Origin of the sequence: Pseudomonas sp. 382, from assembly GCF_002759075.1 — a bacterium.
GTDB lineage: Bacteria > Pseudomonadota > Gammaproteobacteria > Pseudomonadales > Pseudomonadaceae > Aquipseudomonas > Aquipseudomonas vlassakiae.
Map to the genome: position 1 here is coordinate 214,492 of NZ_PEMX01000005.1, position 17,301 is coordinate 231,792.

15 protein-coding genes are annotated in these 17,301 nt (G+C 62.7%); 1 reads left to right on the plus strand and 14 read right to left on the minus strand.

Translation table 11 applies throughout. From position 1 onward, the window contains the following. Positions 1-35: 35 nt before the first annotated feature. From CQW31_RS08930 to arcD (CQW31_RS08985), 12 genes are all read right to left on the minus strand, one after another. A complete protein-coding gene (locus CQW31_RS08930) occupies positions 36-524 on the minus strand; it encodes an RDD family protein (protein ID WP_099814319.1) in 489 nt (162 codons plus the stop codon). A 91-nt stretch (positions 525-615) separates the two neighbouring features. Next, on the minus strand, positions 616-828 hold the full coding sequence (locus CQW31_RS08935) for a cold-shock protein (RefSeq protein ID WP_003257941.1): 213 nt from the start codon (positions 826-828) through the stop codon (positions 616-618). 357 nt (positions 829-1,185) lie between these two features. Then, complete coding sequence (gene gcvT / locus CQW31_RS08940) at positions 1,186-2,307, minus strand: glycine cleavage system aminomethyltransferase GcvT (RefSeq protein WP_099814320.1); 1,122 nt, start codon at positions 2,305-2,307, stop codon at positions 1,186-1,188. A 26-nt stretch (positions 2,308-2,333) separates the two neighbouring features. Next, a complete protein-coding gene (locus CQW31_RS08945; RefSeq protein WP_099814321.1) occupies positions 2,334-3,710 on the minus strand; it encodes an L-serine ammonia-lyase in 1,377 nt (458 codons plus the stop codon). A gap of 146 nt (positions 3,711-3,856) precedes the next feature. Beyond that, the gene (gcvP, locus tag CQW31_RS08950) at positions 3,857-6,712 is read right to left on the minus strand and encodes an aminomethyl-transferring glycine dehydrogenase (protein WP_099814322.1); all 2,856 of its coding nucleotides are present in this window, start codon (positions 6,710-6,712) and stop codon (positions 3,857-3,859) included. An 11-nt stretch (positions 6,713-6,723) separates the two neighbouring features. After that, positions 6,724-7,107: a glycine cleavage system protein GcvH gene (gcvH, locus tag CQW31_RS08955; RefSeq protein ID WP_054885980.1), complete on the minus strand. Its 384-nt coding sequence runs from the start codon at positions 7,105-7,107 to the stop codon at positions 6,724-6,726. A 273-nt stretch (positions 7,108-7,380) separates the two neighbouring features. Then, positions 7,381-8,889, minus strand: a complete 1,509-nt coding sequence (locus CQW31_RS08960) for a sigma-54-dependent transcriptional regulator (protein ID WP_099814340.1) — start codon at positions 8,887-8,889, stop codon at positions 7,381-7,383. A gap of 82 nt (positions 8,890-8,971) precedes the next feature. Next, positions 8,972-9,340 (minus strand): DUF5064 family protein, encoded by a 369-nt coding sequence (locus CQW31_RS08965; protein WP_054885981.1) that lies wholly within the window; start codon positions 9,338-9,340, stop codon positions 8,972-8,974. Between the two features lie 53 nt (positions 9,341-9,393). Further along, positions 9,394-10,323, minus strand: coding sequence for a carbamate kinase (gene arcC / locus CQW31_RS08970; protein WP_054885982.1), 930 nt, complete (start codon positions 10,321-10,323; stop codon positions 9,394-9,396). 178 nt (positions 10,324-10,501) lie between these two features. Beyond that, positions 10,502-11,512 carry an ornithine carbamoyltransferase gene (locus tag CQW31_RS08975; protein ID WP_054885983.1) on the minus strand — a complete coding sequence of 337 codons (1,011 nt, stop codon included), beginning with the start codon at positions 11,510-11,512 and terminating at the stop codon, positions 10,502-10,504. Positions 11,513-11,581: 69 nt separating this feature from the next. Beyond that, positions 11,582-12,835, minus strand: a complete 1,254-nt coding sequence (gene arcA / locus CQW31_RS08980) for an arginine deiminase (protein WP_054885984.1) — start codon at positions 12,833-12,835, stop codon at positions 11,582-11,584. Between the two features lie 33 nt (positions 12,836-12,868). Next, on the minus strand, positions 12,869-14,296 hold the full coding sequence (gene arcD / locus CQW31_RS08985; protein ID WP_054885985.1) for an arginine-ornithine antiporter: 1,428 nt from the start codon (positions 14,294-14,296) through the stop codon (positions 12,869-12,871). Positions 14,297-14,728: 432 nt separating this feature from the next. Here arcD (CQW31_RS08985) and arcD (CQW31_RS08990) point away from each other — a divergent pair, with 432 nt between their 5' ends. Beyond that, entirely contained in the window at positions 14,729-16,156 is a 1,428-nt protein-coding gene (gene arcD, locus CQW31_RS08990) for an arginine-ornithine antiporter (RefSeq protein WP_054885986.1), read from the plus strand. On the opposite strand, the gene CQW31_RS08995 is transcribed toward arcD (CQW31_RS08990), so the two are convergent. After that, on the minus strand, positions 16,136-16,549 hold the full coding sequence (locus CQW31_RS08995; RefSeq protein WP_054885987.1) for a YbaN family protein: 414 nt from the start codon (positions 16,547-16,549) through the stop codon (positions 16,136-16,138). The two genes, arcD (CQW31_RS08990) and CQW31_RS08995, sit on opposite strands and share 21 nt — an antisense overlap. 52 nt (positions 16,550-16,601) lie before the next feature. Then, entirely contained in the window at positions 16,602-17,195 is a 594-nt protein-coding gene (locus tag CQW31_RS09000; protein ID WP_054885988.1) for a biliverdin-producing heme oxygenase, read from the minus strand. Between the last annotated feature and the right edge of the window lie 106 nt (positions 17,196-17,301).

Here is a 17,301-nt window from a genome sequence, read left to right on the forward strand (position 1 = left end):
CTGAAAAGCCGACCTCAGGGTCGGCTTTTTTGCGTCTACTTTTTCTGCTTCGGCACCCGCACCAGCTGGGTTTCAGAGTAGATGTCGTGCCAGCCGCGTTTGCGCTTGTCGATCAACGACCAGAAGAACCCAAGCCCCAGGCACAGCCAGGATGCAATCGACACCACGAAGCGCAGCAGTGCCTGCCACAGGCTGATCGCGCTGCCATCGGCGTTCTGCACGCGCACGCCCCACACCTGCATGCCCAGGGTCTGACCGCCATGGGTCCAGAACTTGGCAAAGAAGCCGAACAGGGCGAACAGCAGCACGGTCGAGAGCAGCGGGTCGCCATCCAGCGCGCCGGCTTCGGTCAGTTCACGCATGCGGGTTTCGCCGATGATCGCCATCTGGATCAGCTTGTAAGCCCCGGCGGTGACGATCAGCAGTGCCGTGCACAGCAGGAAATCGTAGAACATCGCCGCCAGGCGTCGGCCCAGGCCGACCGGTGGGAAATCACCCTGGGGGGAGAGCAGAGGCTTGGACATGCAAAACAGCTCCGAATGGCGAAGCCGCTATTCTACGGGCAAAAAAAAGCCCCTGCACATGGCAGGGGCTTTTCTTCGAAGTCGGGGCGGCTTAGCCGGCGACCTGAACCTTGTCAGCCTGCATGCCTTTTTGGCCTTGGACTGCTTCGAAGGTAACCTTCTGGCCTTCTTTCAGGCTCTTGAAGCCGTTGCCTTCGATGGCGCGGAAGTGCACGAACAGATCCGGACCGCTTTCTGGGGTGATGAAACCGTAACCTTTCTCGTCATTGAACCACTTGACGGTACCGTTCTGACGCTCAGCCATTGTCTTATTTCCTATGAAGCTTGAATTTTGATGACAGTTTCTTTCACGTTATATATGAGTGAAAGAGTACTGGGCTGGGTTGCAGGAAAGTAAGAGACGTCGAACGGGTTGTAGCAAATCTCGGCTACTGGCCCAGGTCACGAACTGTTGCGACCCATGCAAACACAGTGCACTGACTCTACGCCAACTCCCGAGAAAAAAACAAGCCCTTGGTCGTATAGAAAATTCGCCTTTTGCCGATAACCGACAAATTTGTCGGAAACGCCGTGGCGCCTGGCCTGGCGCCATGTTCAAAAGTTATTGGGCAGGTTCGAAATCGAATATGTAGCACCTGCCCGCACACCTCAGGCGCTACCTTCAACCACGGTAGTAACGCTGTGCAACGAAAGGCATTTTGCTGACTTTCAAGGCAACCTTCTTGCCGCGCACCACGGCAAAGAGTGGGGTGTCGATTACAGCCAGATCACTATCGATATAACCCATTGCTACAGGGGCGCCGAGTGTCGGCCCAAAGCCGCCGCTGCATACTTTGCCTACGGGTTTATCGTTTGCATCGACAATATCCGCGCCTTCACGTACTGGCGTACGTTCCTGCGGCAACAAGCCCGCACGTTTACGCGCCACGCCATCGCGCTGCTGGGCAAATATGGCCTCGGCACCCGGGAAGCCGGCGGCACGTGCGCCATCGGCACGGCGTACTTTGGAAATTGCCCACAGCAGGCTGGCTTCAACCGGCGTGGTCTCGGTGTTCATGTCGTGGCCATAAAGGCACAGGCCGGCTTCCAGGCGCAACGAGTCGCGGGCACCGAGGCCGATAGGCTGTACCTCGGGTTCGGCCAGCAGGCGACGCGCCAGGGCTTCGGCAGCGCCGACCGGCACCGAGATCTCGTAGCCATCTTCGCCGGTGTAGCCCGAGCGGCTGACGAAACAGTCTTCGCCCAGCAGTTTCACCGCACGGAATTGCATGAAGGTCATGCCAGCCACTTCCGGCGCCAGGCGCTCCAGCACCTTGACCGCAGCCGGGCCCTGCAGGGCAAGCAGAGCGCGGGCCTCGAACAGCGGTTGCACGTCGCATCGTGCGCCGATGTGTTTCTGCAGGTGTGCCAGGTCCTGATCCTTGCAAGCGGCATTGACTACCAGGAACAGGGTGTCATCACCGAGGTTGGCGACCATCAGATCGTCGAGGATGCCGCCTTGCTCGTTGGTGAACATGGCATAGCGCTGCATCCCTGCAGGCAGGTCGATGATGTCCACCGGTACCAGCGACTCCAGCGCCTTGGCCGCGTCGGCGCCACGCAGGATGATCTGGCCCATGTGCGAGACGTCGAACAGGCCGGCCTGTTCGCGGGTATGCAGGTGCTCCTTGAGCACGCCCAGCGGGTACTGCACCGGCATGTCGAAGCCGGCGAATGGCACCATGCGGGCACCCAGTTCCAGGTGCAGGGCGTGCAGCGGGGTCTTTTGCAGTGTTTCGGACATCGATGACTCCTTGGTTTATTGTCGGGTCAACATTCGATGATGTTGACGGCCAGACCGCCGCGGGCGGTCTCCTTGTATTTGCTTTTCATGTCGGCGCCGGTCTGGCGCATGGTGCGGATCACCTTGTCGAGCGACACGTAGTGCTGCCCGTCGCCGCGCAGGGCCATGCGCACGGCATTGATGGCTTTCACCGAGCCCATGGCATTGCGCTCGATGCAGGGCACCTGAACCAGGCCGCCGATCGGGTCGCAGGTCAGGCCCAGGTTGTGCTCCATGCCGATTTCAGCAGCGTTTTCCACTTGTTGCGGGGTACCGCCCATCACTTCGCACAGGGCGCCTGCGGCCATCGAACAGGCCACGCCGACTTCGCCCTGGCAGCCGACCTCGGCCCCGGAAATCGAGGCGTTCTCCTTGTACAGGATGCCGATCGCCGCAGCGGTAAGCAGGAAACGCACGACGCCATCCTCGCTGGCACCCGGGACGAAGCGCATGTAGTAGTGCAGCACTGCGGGGACGATGCCCGCCGCGCCGTTGGTCGGTGCCGTAACCACACGCCCGCCGTAGGCGTTTTCCTCGTTGACGGCCAGCGCGTAGAGGTTGACCCAGTCGAGTACCGACAGGGCATCGCGCAGGCTGGCCTCCGGGTGACGGCTGAGCTGGCGGTACAACGCCGGAGCGCGGCGCTTGACCTTGAGCCCGCCGGGCAAGATGCCCTCATGGCGGCAGCCGGCCTCGACGCAGTCCTGCATGACTTGCCAGATGCGCAGCAGCCCGGCGCGGGTCTCGGCTTCCGGGCGCCAGGCGGCCTCGTTGGCCAGCATCACCTGGCTGATCGACAGGTGCTGCGCGGTGCAGTGGCCGAGCAGTTGCTTGGCGGTCCTGAACGGGTAGGGCAGTAGTGTGCTGTCCTCGACGATGCGGTCCTGGCCGGCAGCGTCCTCGTCGACCACGAAGCCGCCGCCCACCGAGTAGTACTCGCGGCTGCGGATTTGCAACCCGGCTGCATCGAATGCACGAAAGATCATGCCGTTGGGGTGGTAGGCCAGGGGCTTGCGGATCATCGCCAGGTGCTGCTTTTCATTGAAAGCGATGGTCTGCTCACCGAGCAGGCTGAGCTCGCCGCTGGCGCGGATGGCCTGCAGGCGGGCGGGGATGGATTCGGTGTCTACGGTATCAGGATGTTCGCCTTGCAAACCGAGCAATACCGCCTTGTCGCTGCCGTGGCCTTTACCAGTGGCACCGAGCGAGCCATACAGCTCGGCCTTGACGCAAACGGTGCTGGCCAGCAGGCCATCGCGGCGCAGCCCTTCGGCAAAGCGTGCAGCGGCGCGCATCGGGCCGACCGTGTGGGAGCTGGAGGGGCCGATGCCGATCTTGAACAGGTCGAAGACGCTCAGTGACATGGTGGTTCCTCCTGAAGATCTTTGGGGCTGCTACGCAGCCCTTTCGCGACACAAGGCCGCTCCCACAAAGAGCGGCGCGGTCCCTGTGGGAGCGGCCTTGCGTCGCGATTGGGCCGCAAAGCGGCCCCAGCTTCCTAAAGGCCGCCTCAGGCGTCCTGATAGCTCTCGATCGACGGGCAGGCGCAGACCAGGTTGCGGTCGCCGAACACGTTGTCGACCCGGCCGACCGGCGGCCAGTACTTGCCTTCCACCAGGCTCGGCAGTGGGTACACCGCCTGCTCGCGGCTGTAGCCGTGGGCCCATTCGCCAACCAGCTCGGCCGCGGTGTGCGGGGCGTTCTTCAGCGGATTGTCGTCCTTGTCCAGGCTGCCGTTTTCCACCGCACGGATCTCTTCGCGAATCTGGATCATCGCATCGCAGAAGCGATCCAGTTCTTGCTTGGACTCGCTTTCGGTCGGTTCGATCATCAGCGTGCCGGCCACCGGGAACGACATGGTCGGTGCATGGAAACCGAAGTCGATCAGGCGCTTGGCCACGTCATCGACGCTGATGCCGCTGGTGTCCTTGAGCGGGCGCAGGTCGAGGATGCATTCGTGGGCGACCAGGCCGTTGCCACCGGTGTACAGGACAGGATAGTGCTCTTCCAGGCGGCGGGCGATGTAGTTGGCGTTGAGGATCGCCATTTGCGAAGCACGCTTGAGGCCAGCACCGCCCATCATGCGAATGTACATCCAGGTGATTGGCAGGATGCTGGCGCTGCCGAACGGCGCTGCGCACACTGCGCCTTCGGTGTTTTCAAGCGCAGCGTGGCCTGGCAGGAACGGCGCCAGGTGCGACTTGACGCCGATCGGGCCGACGCCCGGACCGCCACCGCCGTGCGGGATGCAGAAGGTCTTGTGAAGGTTCAGGTGCGACACGTCGCCGCCGAACTTGCCTGGCGCGCAGAGGCCGACCATGGCATTCATGTTGGCGCCGTCGATGTAAACCTGGCCGCCGTTGTCGTGAATGATCGCGCAGATTTCGCCGATCGCTTCCTCGAACACGCCATGGGTCGAAGGGTAGGTGATCATGATCGCGGCCAGGCGCTCGCGGTGTTCGATGGCCTTGGCCCGCAGGTCCTCGACATCGACGTTGCCACGGGCATCACAGGCGGTGACCACCACGCGCATGCCGGCCATGTGCGCGGTTGCCGGGTTGGTGCCGTGGGCCGAAGACGGGATCAGGCAGATGTCGCGGTGGCCTTCGCCACGGCTGCGATGGTACGCACGGATGGCCAAGAGGCCTGCGTACTCACCCTGGGAGCCGGCGTTGGGCTGCAGCGACACGGCGTCGTAGCCGGTGGCGGCGCAGAGCATGGCTTCCAGCTCGTTGGTCATCTGCAGGTAGCCCTGGCTCTGCGCGGCCGGGGCGAACGGGTGCAGGTTGCCGAATTCGGCCCAGGTCACCGGGATCATTTCGCTGGCGGCGTTGAGCTTCATGGTGCACGAGCCCAGCGGGATCATGCTGCGGTCCAGCGCCAGGTCCTTGTCGGCCAGGCGGCGCAGGTAGCGCATCAGCTCGGTTTCGCTGTGGTAGCGGTTGAACACCGGGTGCTCGAGGATCGCCGACTGGCGCAGCAGGGCGACCGGCAGGCGCGAACCGGTGCTGGCGGCCAGGGCGGCGAAGTCAGGCTGGGCCTGGTCAGCGCCGAACAGTTGCCAGAGGGCCTCGACGTCGGCCTGGGTGCTGGTTTCGTCGAGTGACAGGCCAAGGTGAGCGGCGTCGATCTGGCGCAGGTTGATGCGCTGGGCGCGGGCCTTGTCGTGCAGGCTGGCAGTGGCGCTGCCGGTGGCCAGGGTCAGGGTATCGAAGGCGGTTTCGCCCACCACTTCCAGGCCCAGGGTTTTCAGGCCGGCAGCCAGAATCGAAGTCAGCGCGTGAGTGCGTTCGGCAATGCGCTTGAGGCCGGCCGGGCCGTGGTACACGGCGAACATGCTGGCGATGTTGGCCAGCAGCACCTGGGCGGTGCAGATGTTGCTGGTGGCCTTCTCGCGGCGGATGTGCTGTTCACGGGTTTGCATGGCCAGGCGCAGAGCGGTCTTGCCGAAGCGGTCGATCGACACACCGACCAGGCGGCCGGGCATGTCGCGCTTGAAGGCATCACGCGTGGCGAAGTAGGCCGCGTGCGGGCCACCGAAGCCCAGTGGCACGCCGAAGCGCTGGGCGCTGCCGATGGCCACGTCGGCGTCGAATTCGCCCGGCGGGGTCAGCAGGGTCAGGGCCAGCAGGTCGGCGGCAACCGCGACCAGGGCGTTGGCGGCGTGGAAACGCTCGACCACTGCGCGGTAGTCGAACACTTCGCCGTTGCTGGCCGGGTATTGCAGCAGGGCGCCGAAGAAGGCACTGACATCGCCCAGTTCACGCTCGTCGCCGACCACGATCTCGATGCCCAGTGGCTCGGCACGGGTGCGCAGCACGTCGAGGGTCTGCGGGTGGCAGTGCACGGAGGCGAAGAAGGCGTGGCTGGCCTTGTTTTTCGACAGGCGCTTGCAGAAGGTCATGGCTTCGGCAGCGGCGGTGGCTTCGTCGAGCAAGGATGCGTTGGCGATCGGCAGGCCGGTGAGGTCGCTGATCAGGGTCTGGAAGTTCAGCAGCGCTTCCAGGCGGCCTTGGGAAATTTCTGGTTGGTACGGGGTGTAGGCGGTGTACCAGGCTGGGTTTTCCAGCAGGTTGCGCAAGATCGGGGCCGGGGTGTGGGTGTTGTAGTAGCCCTGGCCGATGTAGCTCTTGAACAGTTCGTTCTTGCCGGCGATGGCTTTCAGCGCTGCGAGGGCATCGGCCTCGCTCTGGCCGTCTTCCGAGCCGAGCACGCTGGTGCCCTTGATGCTGTCGGGGATGACTGCGGCGCTCATGGCGTCCAGCGAGTCGAAGCCCAGGGTGGCGAGCATGGCCTGCTCGTCGGCGGCGCGCGGGCCGATGTGACGGGCGATGAATTCGTTGGCGGTGCCGAGGTTGATAGTCATGATCGGATTCCTCAGGCGTCGTCGTTGGCTTTGATCAGGCGGTCGTAGGCGTCCTGGTCCAGCAGGGCTGTTACTTCGCTCATGTTTGCGGGGATGAAGCGGAAGAACCAGCCTTCGCCCAGCGGGTCTTCGTTGACCAGTTCGGGGCTGTCGTTGAGGTCTTCGTTGACGGCGACCACTTCACCAGCCAGGGGCATGTACACGCCGCTGGCGGCTTTGACCGACTCGACGGTGGAGGCTTCGGCACCTTTTTCGTACTGCTGCAGCTCGGGCAGTTGCACATAGACCACATCGCCAAGGGCGTTCTGGGCGTAGGCAGTGATGCCCACGGTGACGCTACCGTCGGCTTCGACGCGCAGCCATTCGTGATCTTCGGTGAAACGCAACTCGCTCATGGGGAATCCTCGGGAAGCAGGGCGTTGGGCGCGGTGGGTCCGCGCTCTTGGTTAGGATTCCCATAGCAAAAATGCTGCCACTCAGCAAAAAACCTTACAAATCAACAGCTTACAATTTTATCTGAAGCCCGTTTTCATTGTCGTGGAATGAAAACGATACAGATGAGGCTGGGTCAAAAACGGCTGGCCTATCAAGCCCTTGTAAACGCGCCCTTAGAAGAGCTTGTATCGAAAACGCTACGATGTAGTGAAATCGATACGGTCAGCCAAATTTCAGCTCTTGCTTGCAATGCCGTACTTGCGCAACCGTTGTGCAATCGCGGTATGCGAAGTCTGGAGCCGCCCGGCCAGCTGCCGGGTGGACGGGTAGCTGGCATACAAGCGCTGCAGCAGTTCACGCTCGAAATCGCCCACCGCCTGCTCCAGGCTGGCCACGTCGCCATCCTGCCCACGCGCCACCGAAGTGCCGGCGATGTCCAGGTCTCCGATATCCACCAGATTGCTCTCGCAGATCGCCGCCGCGCGGAAAATCACGTTTTGCAGTTGCCGCACGTTGCCGGGCCAAGGGTTTGCCAGCAGCGCCGAATGGGTGGCCGGGGTGAGACGGCAAGGTGGGCGCTGGATCTGCGTGCAGGCCTGCTGCATGAAATAGTGCGCCAGCATGAGGATGTCCTGGCCACGATCACGCAGCGGCGGTACCTGCAGGTTGAGTACATTCAGCCGGTAGAACAGGTCTTCACGGAAAGTGCCTTCGGCGACCATGCGTTCGAGGTCGCGGTGGGTGGCGCTGATGATGCGTACATCCACCTTCACCTCGCGGTCGCCGCCCACCCGGCGGAAGCTGCCGTCACTGAGGAAGCGCAGCAGCTTGGCCTGCAGGTAGGGCGACATTTCGCCAATCTCATCGAGAAACACCGTGCCCTGGTTGGCCAGCTCCATCAGCCCCGGCTTGCCGCCGCGTTGGGCGCCGGTGAAGGCGCCGGGGGCGTAGCCGAACAGTTCGCTCTCGGCCAGGCTCTCGGGCAACGCGGCGCAGTTCAGGGCGAGGAAAGGCGCTGCCTGACGGCTGCTGATGGCATGGCAGGCGCGGGCCACCAGTTCCTTGCCGGTGCCGGTTTCGCCGTGCACCAGCAGCGGCGCGTCGAGGGCTGCCACGCGCAGGGCGCGGGCCTTGAGGGTGCGGATCGCCGGGGATTCGCCCAGCAGCGCATCGAAGCCTTCGGCATGGTCGTGGTGCAGGGCCGACAGGCGCTCGCCCATGCGGTTGGGTGCATACAGCGTCAGCAGGCCGCCGGCGTTGGTGATTGGCGAGGCGTCCAGCAGCAGGCTCTGGCCGTTGAGCTGCATCTCGCGCATTGGCAGGTGGAAGTTGTTGTCCAGCAAGGCCTGCAGCAGGTCGGCATCGTCAAACAGTTCGCCCACCGAGCGCCCGGCGGATTCGCGGCCGCACAGGGCGATCAGCGCCGGGTTGGCCAGCAGCACCTTGCCTGCGCTGTCGACCGCCAGCACCGGGTCGCTCATGGCGGCGAGCAGGGCGTCGAGCTGCAGGTGGCGGCGCTGGCCGGGGAGGATGTCGACCACGTCCACCGACTGCACACCATGGACTTCGAACAGTGCGTCGTGGAGCTCTTCGAGCACCGCCGGGCTGAGGGTCGGGGCGTCGATGTAGACGTTTGGCGGGACCATTTCCACGGCATCCAGGTTGAGGTTGCGGGCACCGAGCAGGGCGAGGACTTCCTGGGTGATACCGACGCGGTCGATGAAGCTGACGTGGATGCGCATGGTGGGCGGGAGTTGTGGCCGGGGAAGGCGATAGTATGCCTCAACATCGTCGGGGCCGCTTTGCGGCCCCAGGATCATGCCCTCATTCGAGGTGTTCAGGCTTGATCGGGTCGCCCGATTTTACGTCCAGCTTCTGGCGAATGTCTTCGAACATGGCGTCGTACAGCTTGTGAGGCGAACCCAGCGTTTCGAACTTCTGGTGCGGCGCGAGATAGGACTGGGCCTTGCGCGAGGCGACCATGAGAAAGCTTGGTAGCACCTGGTCCTTGGCCAGGAAGAACTTTTCATCGACGGTCTTGCCCTCGATGCTGCCATGCATGCGGAACTGGATGCCTCTGCCTTCCTTGGGGTCTGAAAACGCTTCGTACTCGATGTTGAGATCGTAACTGTGGTCGTTCTTGGTCAGCGCAGTGCGCTCGATATGTACATGACCGGGGTGGAACTGGGCCATGGCAAACTCCTCCGGAAGGTGAATGGCGGGCCCCGTAAGCCCGCCCACTGCAATCAACGGTAGCTGATACCTGGCTTTTCGGTGCTCACGCGGGTGCCGGCGGTGCCTTTGACGATGCCCTCGATGTTTTCCAGCGAGCTGATCACCGCCACTTTGCCAGTGTGGCGGGCAAAATCGCAGGCAGCCTGCACTTTAGGCCCCATGGAGCCGGCCGCGAAGCCAAGGCGTTCGAGTTCGTCGGGGTGGGCCTGGGCGATGGCTTTCTGCGTCGGCTTGCCCCAGTCAATGTAGGCGCCATCGACGTCGGTGGCGATTACCAGAAGGTCGGCTTCCAGCTGTTCGGCCAGCAGCGCCGAACACAGGTCCTTGTCGATCACCGCCTCGATGCCTTTGAGCTTCTTGTTCTCGTCGTACATGGTGGGGATGCCGCCACCGCCGGCGCAGATCACGATGCTGCTCTTTTCCAGCAGCCACTTGATCGGACGGATTTCGAAGATGCGCTTGGGTTTCGGGCTGGCGACCACGCGGCGGTACTTGTCGCCGTCGGCCTTGACCACCCAGCCTTTTTCCTTGGCCAGGCGCTCGGCCTCTTCCTTGCTGTAGACCGGGCCGATGAACTTGCTCGGGTCCTTGAAGGCCGGGTCGTTGGCATCCACTTCCACTTGGGTCAGGAGGGTGGCGAACGGCACTTCGAAGTCCAGCAGGTTGCCCAGCTCCTGTTCGATCATGTAGCCGATCATGCCTTCGGTCTCGGCGCCGAGCACGTCCAGCGGGTAGGCCTCGTCGGGCTTGTACGACAGGCCTTGCAGGGCCAGCAGGCCGACCTGCGGGCCGTTGCCGTGGGCGATGACCAGTTCGTTGCCAGGATGGATCTTGGCGATCTGTTCGGTGGCCGTGCGGATATTGGCGCGCTGGTTGTCAGCGGTCATGGGTTCGCCACGGCGCAGGAGGGCGTTGCCGCCCAGTGCAACAACGATACGCATGGGGAATGTCCTTTATCTAAAGAAATGAGCGCTACTCGGCGGGCGAACACCGCCCCCTGTGGGAGCGGGTCTACCCGCGAAGGCGTCAGCAGCACCAGCGGTGCTGTCTGGGCTGGCGCCTTCGCGGGTGAACCCGCTCCTACAGGGATCCGGGTTGCCCGGCCTGGCGAGTCAGCCCTTACAGGTCAGCCAGGGTCGAAACCAGGATCGCCTTGATGGTGTGCATGCGGTTTTCCGCTTGCTCGAAGGCAATGCACGCCGGCGACTCGAACACGTCATCGGTCACTTCGATGCCGTTGGCCAGATCCGGATACTGTTCGGCAATCTGCTTGCCGACCTTGGTCTCGGAGTTGTGGAAGGCCGGCAGGCAGTGCATGAACTTGGTCCGTGGGTTGCCGCTGGCTTTCATCAGCTCCTTGTTCACCTGGTAGGGCTTGAGCTGCTTGATGCGCTCGCCCCAGGCTTCGATCGGCTCGCCCATCGACACCCAGACGTCGGTGTGGATGAAGTCGACGCCCTTGACCGCAGCCTTGGGATCTTCGGTCAGGGTAATGCGCGCGCCGCTCTCTTCGGCGTACTTGTGGCAACGCTCGACCAGGTCTTCATGTGGCCACAGCGCCTTGGGCGCGGCGATGCGCACGTCCATGCCAAGCTTGGCGCCGATCAACAGCAGCGAGTTGCCCATGTTGTTGCGGGCATCGCCCAGGTAGGCGTAGCTGATGTCGTGCAGTGGCTTGTCGCTGTGCTCGCGCATGGTCAGCACGTCGGCGATCATCTGGGTCGGGTGGTATTCATCGGTCAGGCCATTGAACACCGGCACACCAGCGTACTTGGCCAGTTCTTCGACGATTTCCTGCTTGAAGCCGCGGTATTCGATGGCGTCGTACATGCGCCCGAGTACGCGGGCGGTGTCCTTCATGCTTTCCTTGTGGCCGATCTGCGAGGAGGTGGGGTCGATGTAGGTAACGTTGGCGCCCTGGTCATAGGCGGCGACTTCGAAGGCGCAGCGGGTACGGGTTGAGGTCTTCTCGAAGATCAGGGCGATGTTGTTGCCCTTCAGGTGCTGCTGCTCGGTGCCGGTGTATTTGGCGCGCTTGAGGTCGCGGGACAGGTCCAGCAGGTACTTCAGCTCGCGGGTGGTGTGGTGTTCGAGGCTGAGCAGGTTGCGGTTGTGAATGTTGAACGCCATGACTTTTCTCCTTGAGTTTGGTGAACGCACCGGCCGCCGCTTCGTGAGGGCGGCCGGGGGTAATGGGCGTTAGTAGTCGATCGGGTCGCGCACGATCGGGCAGGTCATGCAGTGGCCGCCGCCACGGCCCCGGCCCAGTTCGCCGGCGCTGATGGTGATGACCTCGATGCCGGCCTTGCGCAGCAAGGTGTTGGTGTAGGTGTTGCGGTCGTAGCCGATAACCACGCCAGGTTCGATGGCCACCACGTTGTTGCCGTCATCCCACTGTTCGCGCTCCGCGGCGAAGCTGTTGCCGCCGGTCTCGACCACGCGCAGCTTGACGCCAAGTTGCTCGCCGACCACCTCGATGAACGACTTGTCGATGCGCCGCACGTCCATGCCGTAGGGCTTGCTTTCGTCCGGGCGGATGATGAACGGCACGATCTCTTTCACCACTTCCGGGAAGACCGTGACTAGGTCGCGGTCGCAGAAGCTGAACACGGTGTCCAGGTGCATGGCGGCACGCGACTTCGGCAGGCCGGCGACGATGACTTCCTTCACCGCGCCCTTGGCGAACAGGTTGCGTGCCAGTTGGCCAATGGCCTGGCGCGAGGTGCGCTCGCCCATGCCGATCAGCACGATGCCGTTGCCGATCGGCATCACGTCCCCACCTTCGAGGGTGGATTGACCGTGGTCCTTGTCCGGATCGCCATACCACACCTGGAAATCGGCGTTGGTGAATTCCTTGTGGAACTTGTAGATGGCGGTGGTCAGCAGGGTTTCCTGGCGTCGCGCCGGCCAGTACATCGGGTTGAGCGTCACCCCGCCGTAGATCCAGCAGGTGGTATCACGGGTGAACTGGGTGTTGGGCAGCGGAGGCAGGATGAAACTGGAATGGCCCAGGTAGTCGTTGTACATCTTGACCACGTCGGCGCCTGCGCTCTGTGGCAGGTCCTGGCCGGCCACGCCGCCGATCAGGAATTCGGCCAGGTGGCGGGGCTCCTGGCCTTCGAGCCAGCTGCGCACCTCGTTGTTCAGGCCCACGCCAACGGTGTCATCGGTGATCTTGCGGTCGAGGATCCATTTCAGGGCTTCGGGTTGCTGGACGATATCGGTCAGCAGGTTGTGCATCTCCAACACATCGACGCCGCGTTCACGCATCTTGGTGACGAAGTCGAAATGGTCACGCTTGGCCTGATCGACCCAGATCACGTCATCGAACAGCAGCTCGTCACAGTTGCTTGGCGTCAGCCGCTTATGCGCCAGCCCGGGGGCGCAAACCATTACCTTGCGCAGCTTGCCGGCTTCGGAGTGGACACCGTACTTCTGTTTTTCAGCGGACATGGTTTCATTCCTCCAATTGAACGAAGACGTGGGTCAAAGGGTCAGGAAGCCGTCATACAGGCCGAAGGCTGCCACCAGGGCACCGATGACCACGGCTGCGAAGATCAGTTTTTCCACGTTGGTGAAGATGGGTTGGCCCACCTCGCGCTTGGCCTTGGCGAACAGGATCGCGCCAGGGGCATAGAGCAGGGCCGAGAGCAGCAGGTATTTCACGCCGCCGGCATAAAGCAGCCAGATGGCGTATAGCAGCGCGATGCCGCCGATGATCAGATCCTTCTGCCGCTCGGCAAGGGCCTGCTCATAGGTTTCGCTGCGCAGTGCCAGCAGGAAGGCATAAGCCGCCGACCACAGGTACGGCACCAGGATCATCGAGGTGGCGAGGTAGATCAGCGACAGGTAGGTACTGTTGGAGAACAGGGTGATGACCAGGAAAATCTGCACCATGGCGTTGGTCAGCCACAAGGCGTTGGCCGGCACATGGTTGGCGTTCTCGCGGCGCAGGAACTCCGGCATGGTGTGGTCCTTGGCAGCGGCGAACATGATCTCGGCGCACAGCAGTACCCACGAGAGCAGGGCCCCGAGCAGCGAGATGATCAGGCCGACGCTGATCAGCACCGCGCCCCAGTGGCCGACCACGTGTTCAAGCACTGCGGCCATCGACGGGTTCTGCAACTTGGCCAGTTCCGGTTGGGTCATGATGCCCAGCGACAGCACGTTGACCAGCACCAGGAACAGCAACACGGTGATGAAGCCGATGACCGTAGCCTTGCCCACGTCGGAGCGTTTTTCCGCCCGGGAAGAGAAGATGCTTGCGCCCTCGATGCCGATGAACACCCACACGGTGACCAGCATCATGTTGCGAACCTGGTTCATCACGCCGCCCAGGTCGGGTGTGCCCACGGCCCAGATATCGGCGGTGAAGATGTCGAGTTTGAAGGCGAACAGGCAGATCAGGGCGAACAGCACCAGGGGCACGACCTTGGCCACGGTGGTGACCAGGTTGATGAACGCCGCTTCCTTGATGCCACGCAGTACCAGGAAGTGAACGGCCCAGAGCAGCACCGAGGCGCCGATGATCGCCGCCGGGGTGTTGCCTTCGCCGAAGATCGGGAAGAAGTAGCCCAGGGTGCTGAACAGCAGCACGAAGTAACCGACGTTGCCCAGCCAGGCACTGATCCAGTAGCCCCAGGCTGAAGAGAAGCCCATGTAATCGCCGAAGCCGGCCTTGGCATAGGCGTACACACCGCCATCCAGGTCAGGCTTGCGGTTGGCCAGGGTCTGGAACACGAACGCAAGGGTCAGCATGCCGACTGCGGTGATTGCCCAGCCGATCAGGACTGCACCCACGCCAGCACTGGCGGCCATGTTTTGCGGCAGCGAGAAGATCCCGCCGCCAATCATCGAGCCGACTACAAGTGCAACTAACGCGCCGAGCTTTAGTTTTCCGGATGAATCAGACATTTAACAACTCCTGCCAGGAGAAAGTTGACGACAGAATAAATCTGACGCCGGGGCCACGACCTGACTTGTGTCAGTTCTTGGCTACGCGAGGGTAGGAAATTTCCTTCGCGCGGCTCCTGGAAGTGCCGATAGCCATGCTGCAGGCCTTGCGAGCTGGCACCTCCATGTACGACTAGAGCAAACGCTCTGTTTAGCCTGCGAGTGTTGAAGCTAGCCGCTTTTAGCGCTTTCGCAAATTTTTCACAGGAATATCGAGTTTTATCAGATGCTTTGCTAGTTGCTGGGCAGGTGCTAGTTTTTAAGGGCGCAGGTTTATAGACATTGTGGTTATGAGTGCTATAGGTGTAAGGGTTTTAGCCATATAAGTAATCGCTTTTATATGGCGCCCATGTCTGTTGCAAACGCATGACAGCTCGGAAAAAAGGGAGCCCCATGAGCGAACCGGGACAAAAGCTGCGTCTGGGTGCACTGATCGCACTGGTGGTCGGCTCGATGATTGGCGGCGGGATCTTCTCGCTGCCGCAGAACATGGCAGCACGCGCCGACGTCGGAGCCGTGCTGATCGGCTGGGCAATCACTGCGGTGGGGATGCTGGCATTGGCGTTCGTGTTCCAGACCCTGGCCAACCGCAAGCCCGAACTGGATTCGGGGGTCTACGCCTACGCCAAGGCCGGGTTCGGCGAGTACATGGGGTTCTCCTCGGCCTGGGGTTACTGGATCAGCGCCTGGCTGGGCAACGTCGGCTACTTCGTGCTGCTGTTCAGCACCCTGGGCTTCTACTTTCCGGTGTTTGGCGAAGGCAATACGCCGATTGCAATCGGCTGCGCCTCGTTGTTGTTGTGGGCAGTGCATTTCCTGGTGCTGCGAGGCATCAAGGAAGCGGCGTTCATCAACCAGGTGACCACCGTGGCCAAGGTGGTGCCGCTGCTGATCTTCGTGGTCATCGCCGCCTTTGCTTTCCGCGCGGACATCTTTACCCGTGATATCTGGGGCATGAGCAACCCACAGTTCGGCAATGTGCTGGACCAGGTGCGCAACATGATGCTGGTCACGGTGTTCGTGTTCATCGGTATAGAAGGTGCCAGTGTGTATTCCGGGCGGGCTCAGCGCCGTTCCGACGTCGGCAAGGCCACGGTGATCGGCTTTCTCGGCGTGCTGGCGCTGCTGGTGCTGGTCAACGTGCTTTCGCTGGGCGTAATGACCCAGCCGGAGCTGGCCGGGTTGCAGAATCCGTCGTTGGCCTCGGTGCTGGAGCATATCGTCGGCCCTTGGGGCGGCCTGTTGATCAGCCTTGGCCTGGCCGTGTCGTTGCTGGGGGCGTTGCTCTCGTGGGCACTGTTGTGTGCCGAGATCCTCTACGCCACCGCACGCGACAAGACCATGCCGCGCTTCCTGGCCAAGGAAAACGCCAACCACGTGCCGGCCAATGCCCTGTGGCTGACCAACTGCATGATCCAGGGCTTCCTGCTGATCACGCTGGTTTCAGCGGGGACTTACACGAGCCTGATCTACCTGGCGTCATCGATGATTCTGGTGCCCTACCTGTGGTCGGCGGCGTACGCGGTGCTGCTGGCCTGGCGCGGGGAAAGCTACGAAGGGCAGGCAGGGCTGCGGCGCAAGGACCTGCTGGTGGCAGCGCTGGCGTTGCTCTACGCGGTGTGGCTGTTGTATGCGGGCGGCCTCAAGTACTTGCTGCTGTCGGCGCTGCTCTACGCCCCAGGGGTCATCCTGTTTGCCCGGGCCAAGCGCGAGCAAGGGCAGGCGCTGTTCACCGCCTGGGAAAAGCTGATTTTTGCGGCAGTGCTGGCGGGGGCGGCACTGGCTGCCTACCTGCTGTATTCAGGGCTGTTGAGCCTGTGAAGCAGCGGGGCAGGGCTGCTCAGGTCGCGACCAGATCCACAGGTTGCCCAGGGTCATGCCGGCAATTGCCAGAAATACTGGCCAGTGGTGATCGAGGAAGACCAGCATCAGGCCTGCGCACAGCAGCATGCTGACGGTAGCACTGACCTTGGCACGGCGCTGGATCACCTTGCCATTGCGCCAGTTGTACAGGATCGGCCCGAACAGGCGGTGGTTCTCCAGCCAGGCGGACAGGCGCGGCGAGCTGCGCGTCGCCGCCCAGGCAGCCAGCAGGATGAACTCGGTGGTCGGCAGGCCGGGGATGACGATGGCGACCAGGCCTATCCCCAGGCTTACGTAAGCCAGGATGCCGTACAGCAGGCGGGACAGTTTAGAGCGGGCGGGTCGGGTCATGGTCTCACTGCATGAACGTCCGGCCACCGGGGAGGTGGCCGGTTGATGCATTTCAGGCCAGTGCGGCATCGGCGGCGTAGGCATGCTTGAGCAGTTCGGTAAAGCGCTCGAAGGCGGCCACTGCGGCGCGCTCGGCGGCGGCATCTTCCTCAGGCGACAACGCCAGGCCATCGAGGATGCGGGTGAACTGCTTCCAGCCTTCGGCACGGCCACCGGCCGGCTCGCCGAGGTGACGGGCGCCGAAACTGTCGGACAGTTGCAGGGCCGCGGCACGCTTGATCAGAAACGCAGCGCCAAGTTTGGAGCCTTCCGAGACGAAGATCCAGCCCATGGCTTCACCCAGGGTCGGATTGTGCAGGGCGCCGGGCAGGGCGGCCGGGATATCGGTGTTCAGGTCGGCGAGGTCCAGGCGAGCCTGTTCGGCGCGGCAGCGCTCGGCCAGATCGGGGACGATGGCGTTCAGTTTTGGGTCGTTGTACAGGGCCTGCAGTTCGGCCTGGAACAGGTATTGGGCGACGACGAAGCGGGCGAAGCTTTCGCGGCTGTCGAATGGCGCGTGGGACTTGACCAGGGCGTCGAGCTCGCTGTGCGGAGCGTGAGTGGCCTGGTTCAGGCGTTGCGAGCGCAGGGCTGGGCGGTCGGTCATGGGTGTGTCCTTGGTAAATGAGGGCGTCTAGTGACAAGACGAAACAGCGGGGCGGGTACAGTAAAAAAACTGGGATTTTGTGGTGTTTCGCGATGCTGGCTCTGTA

What these genes read in the sequence shown, in the direction of transcription:
- CQW31_RS08995 (WP_054885987.1), bottom strand. Translation starts at nt 16,549, where the DNA reads ATGACCCGACCCGCCCGCTCTAAACTGTCCCGCCTGCTGTACGGCATC.
- CQW31_RS08935 (WP_003257941.1), bottom strand. Translation starts at nt 828, where the DNA reads ATGGCTGAGCGTCAGAACGGTACCGTCAAGTGGTTCAATGACGAGAAA.
- arcD (WP_054885986.1), top strand. Translation starts at nt 14,729, where the DNA reads ATGAGCGAACCGGGACAAAAGCTGCGTCTGGGTGCACTGATCGCACTG.
- CQW31_RS08960 (WP_099814340.1), bottom strand. Translation starts at nt 8,889, where the DNA reads ATGCGCATCCACGTCAGCTTCATCGACCGCGTCGGTATCACCCAGGAA.
- gcvP (WP_099814322.1), bottom strand. Translation starts at nt 6,712, where the DNA reads ATGACTATCAACCTCGGCACCGCCAACGAATTCATCGCCCGTCACATC.
- arcC (WP_054885982.1), bottom strand. Translation starts at nt 10,323, where the DNA reads ATGCGTATCGTTGTTGCACTGGGCGGCAACGCCCTCCTGCGCCGTGGC.
- CQW31_RS08975 (WP_054885983.1), bottom strand. Translation starts at nt 11,512, where the DNA reads ATGGCGTTCAACATTCACAACCGCAACCTGCTCAGCCTCGAACACCAC.
- arcA (WP_054885984.1), bottom strand. Translation starts at nt 12,835, where the DNA reads ATGTCCGCTGAAAAACAGAAGTACGGTGTCCACTCCGAAGCCGGCAAG.
- CQW31_RS08945 (WP_099814321.1), bottom strand. Translation starts at nt 3,710, where the DNA reads ATGTCACTGAGCGTCTTCGACCTGTTCAAGATCGGCATCGGCCCCTCC.
- CQW31_RS08965 (WP_054885981.1), bottom strand. Translation starts at nt 9,340, where the DNA reads ATGGCCCAGTTCCACCCCGGTCATGTACATATCGAGCGCACTGCGCTG.
- arcD (WP_054885985.1), bottom strand. Translation starts at nt 14,296, where the DNA reads ATGTCTGATTCATCCGGAAAACTAAAGCTCGGCGCGTTAGTTGCACTT.
- gcvH (WP_054885980.1), bottom strand. Translation starts at nt 7,107, where the DNA reads ATGAGCGAGTTGCGTTTCACCGAAGATCACGAATGGCTGCGCGTCGAA.
- CQW31_RS08930 (WP_099814319.1), bottom strand. Translation starts at nt 524, where the DNA reads ATGTCCAAGCCTCTGCTCTCCCCCCAGGGTGATTTCCCACCGGTCGGC.
- CQW31_RS09000 (WP_054885988.1), bottom strand. Translation starts at nt 17,195, where the DNA reads ATGACCGACCGCCCAGCCCTGCGCTCGCAACGCCTGAACCAGGCCACT.
- gcvT (WP_099814320.1), bottom strand. Translation starts at nt 2,307, where the DNA reads ATGTCCGAAACACTGCAAAAGACCCCGCTGCACGCCCTGCACCTGGAA.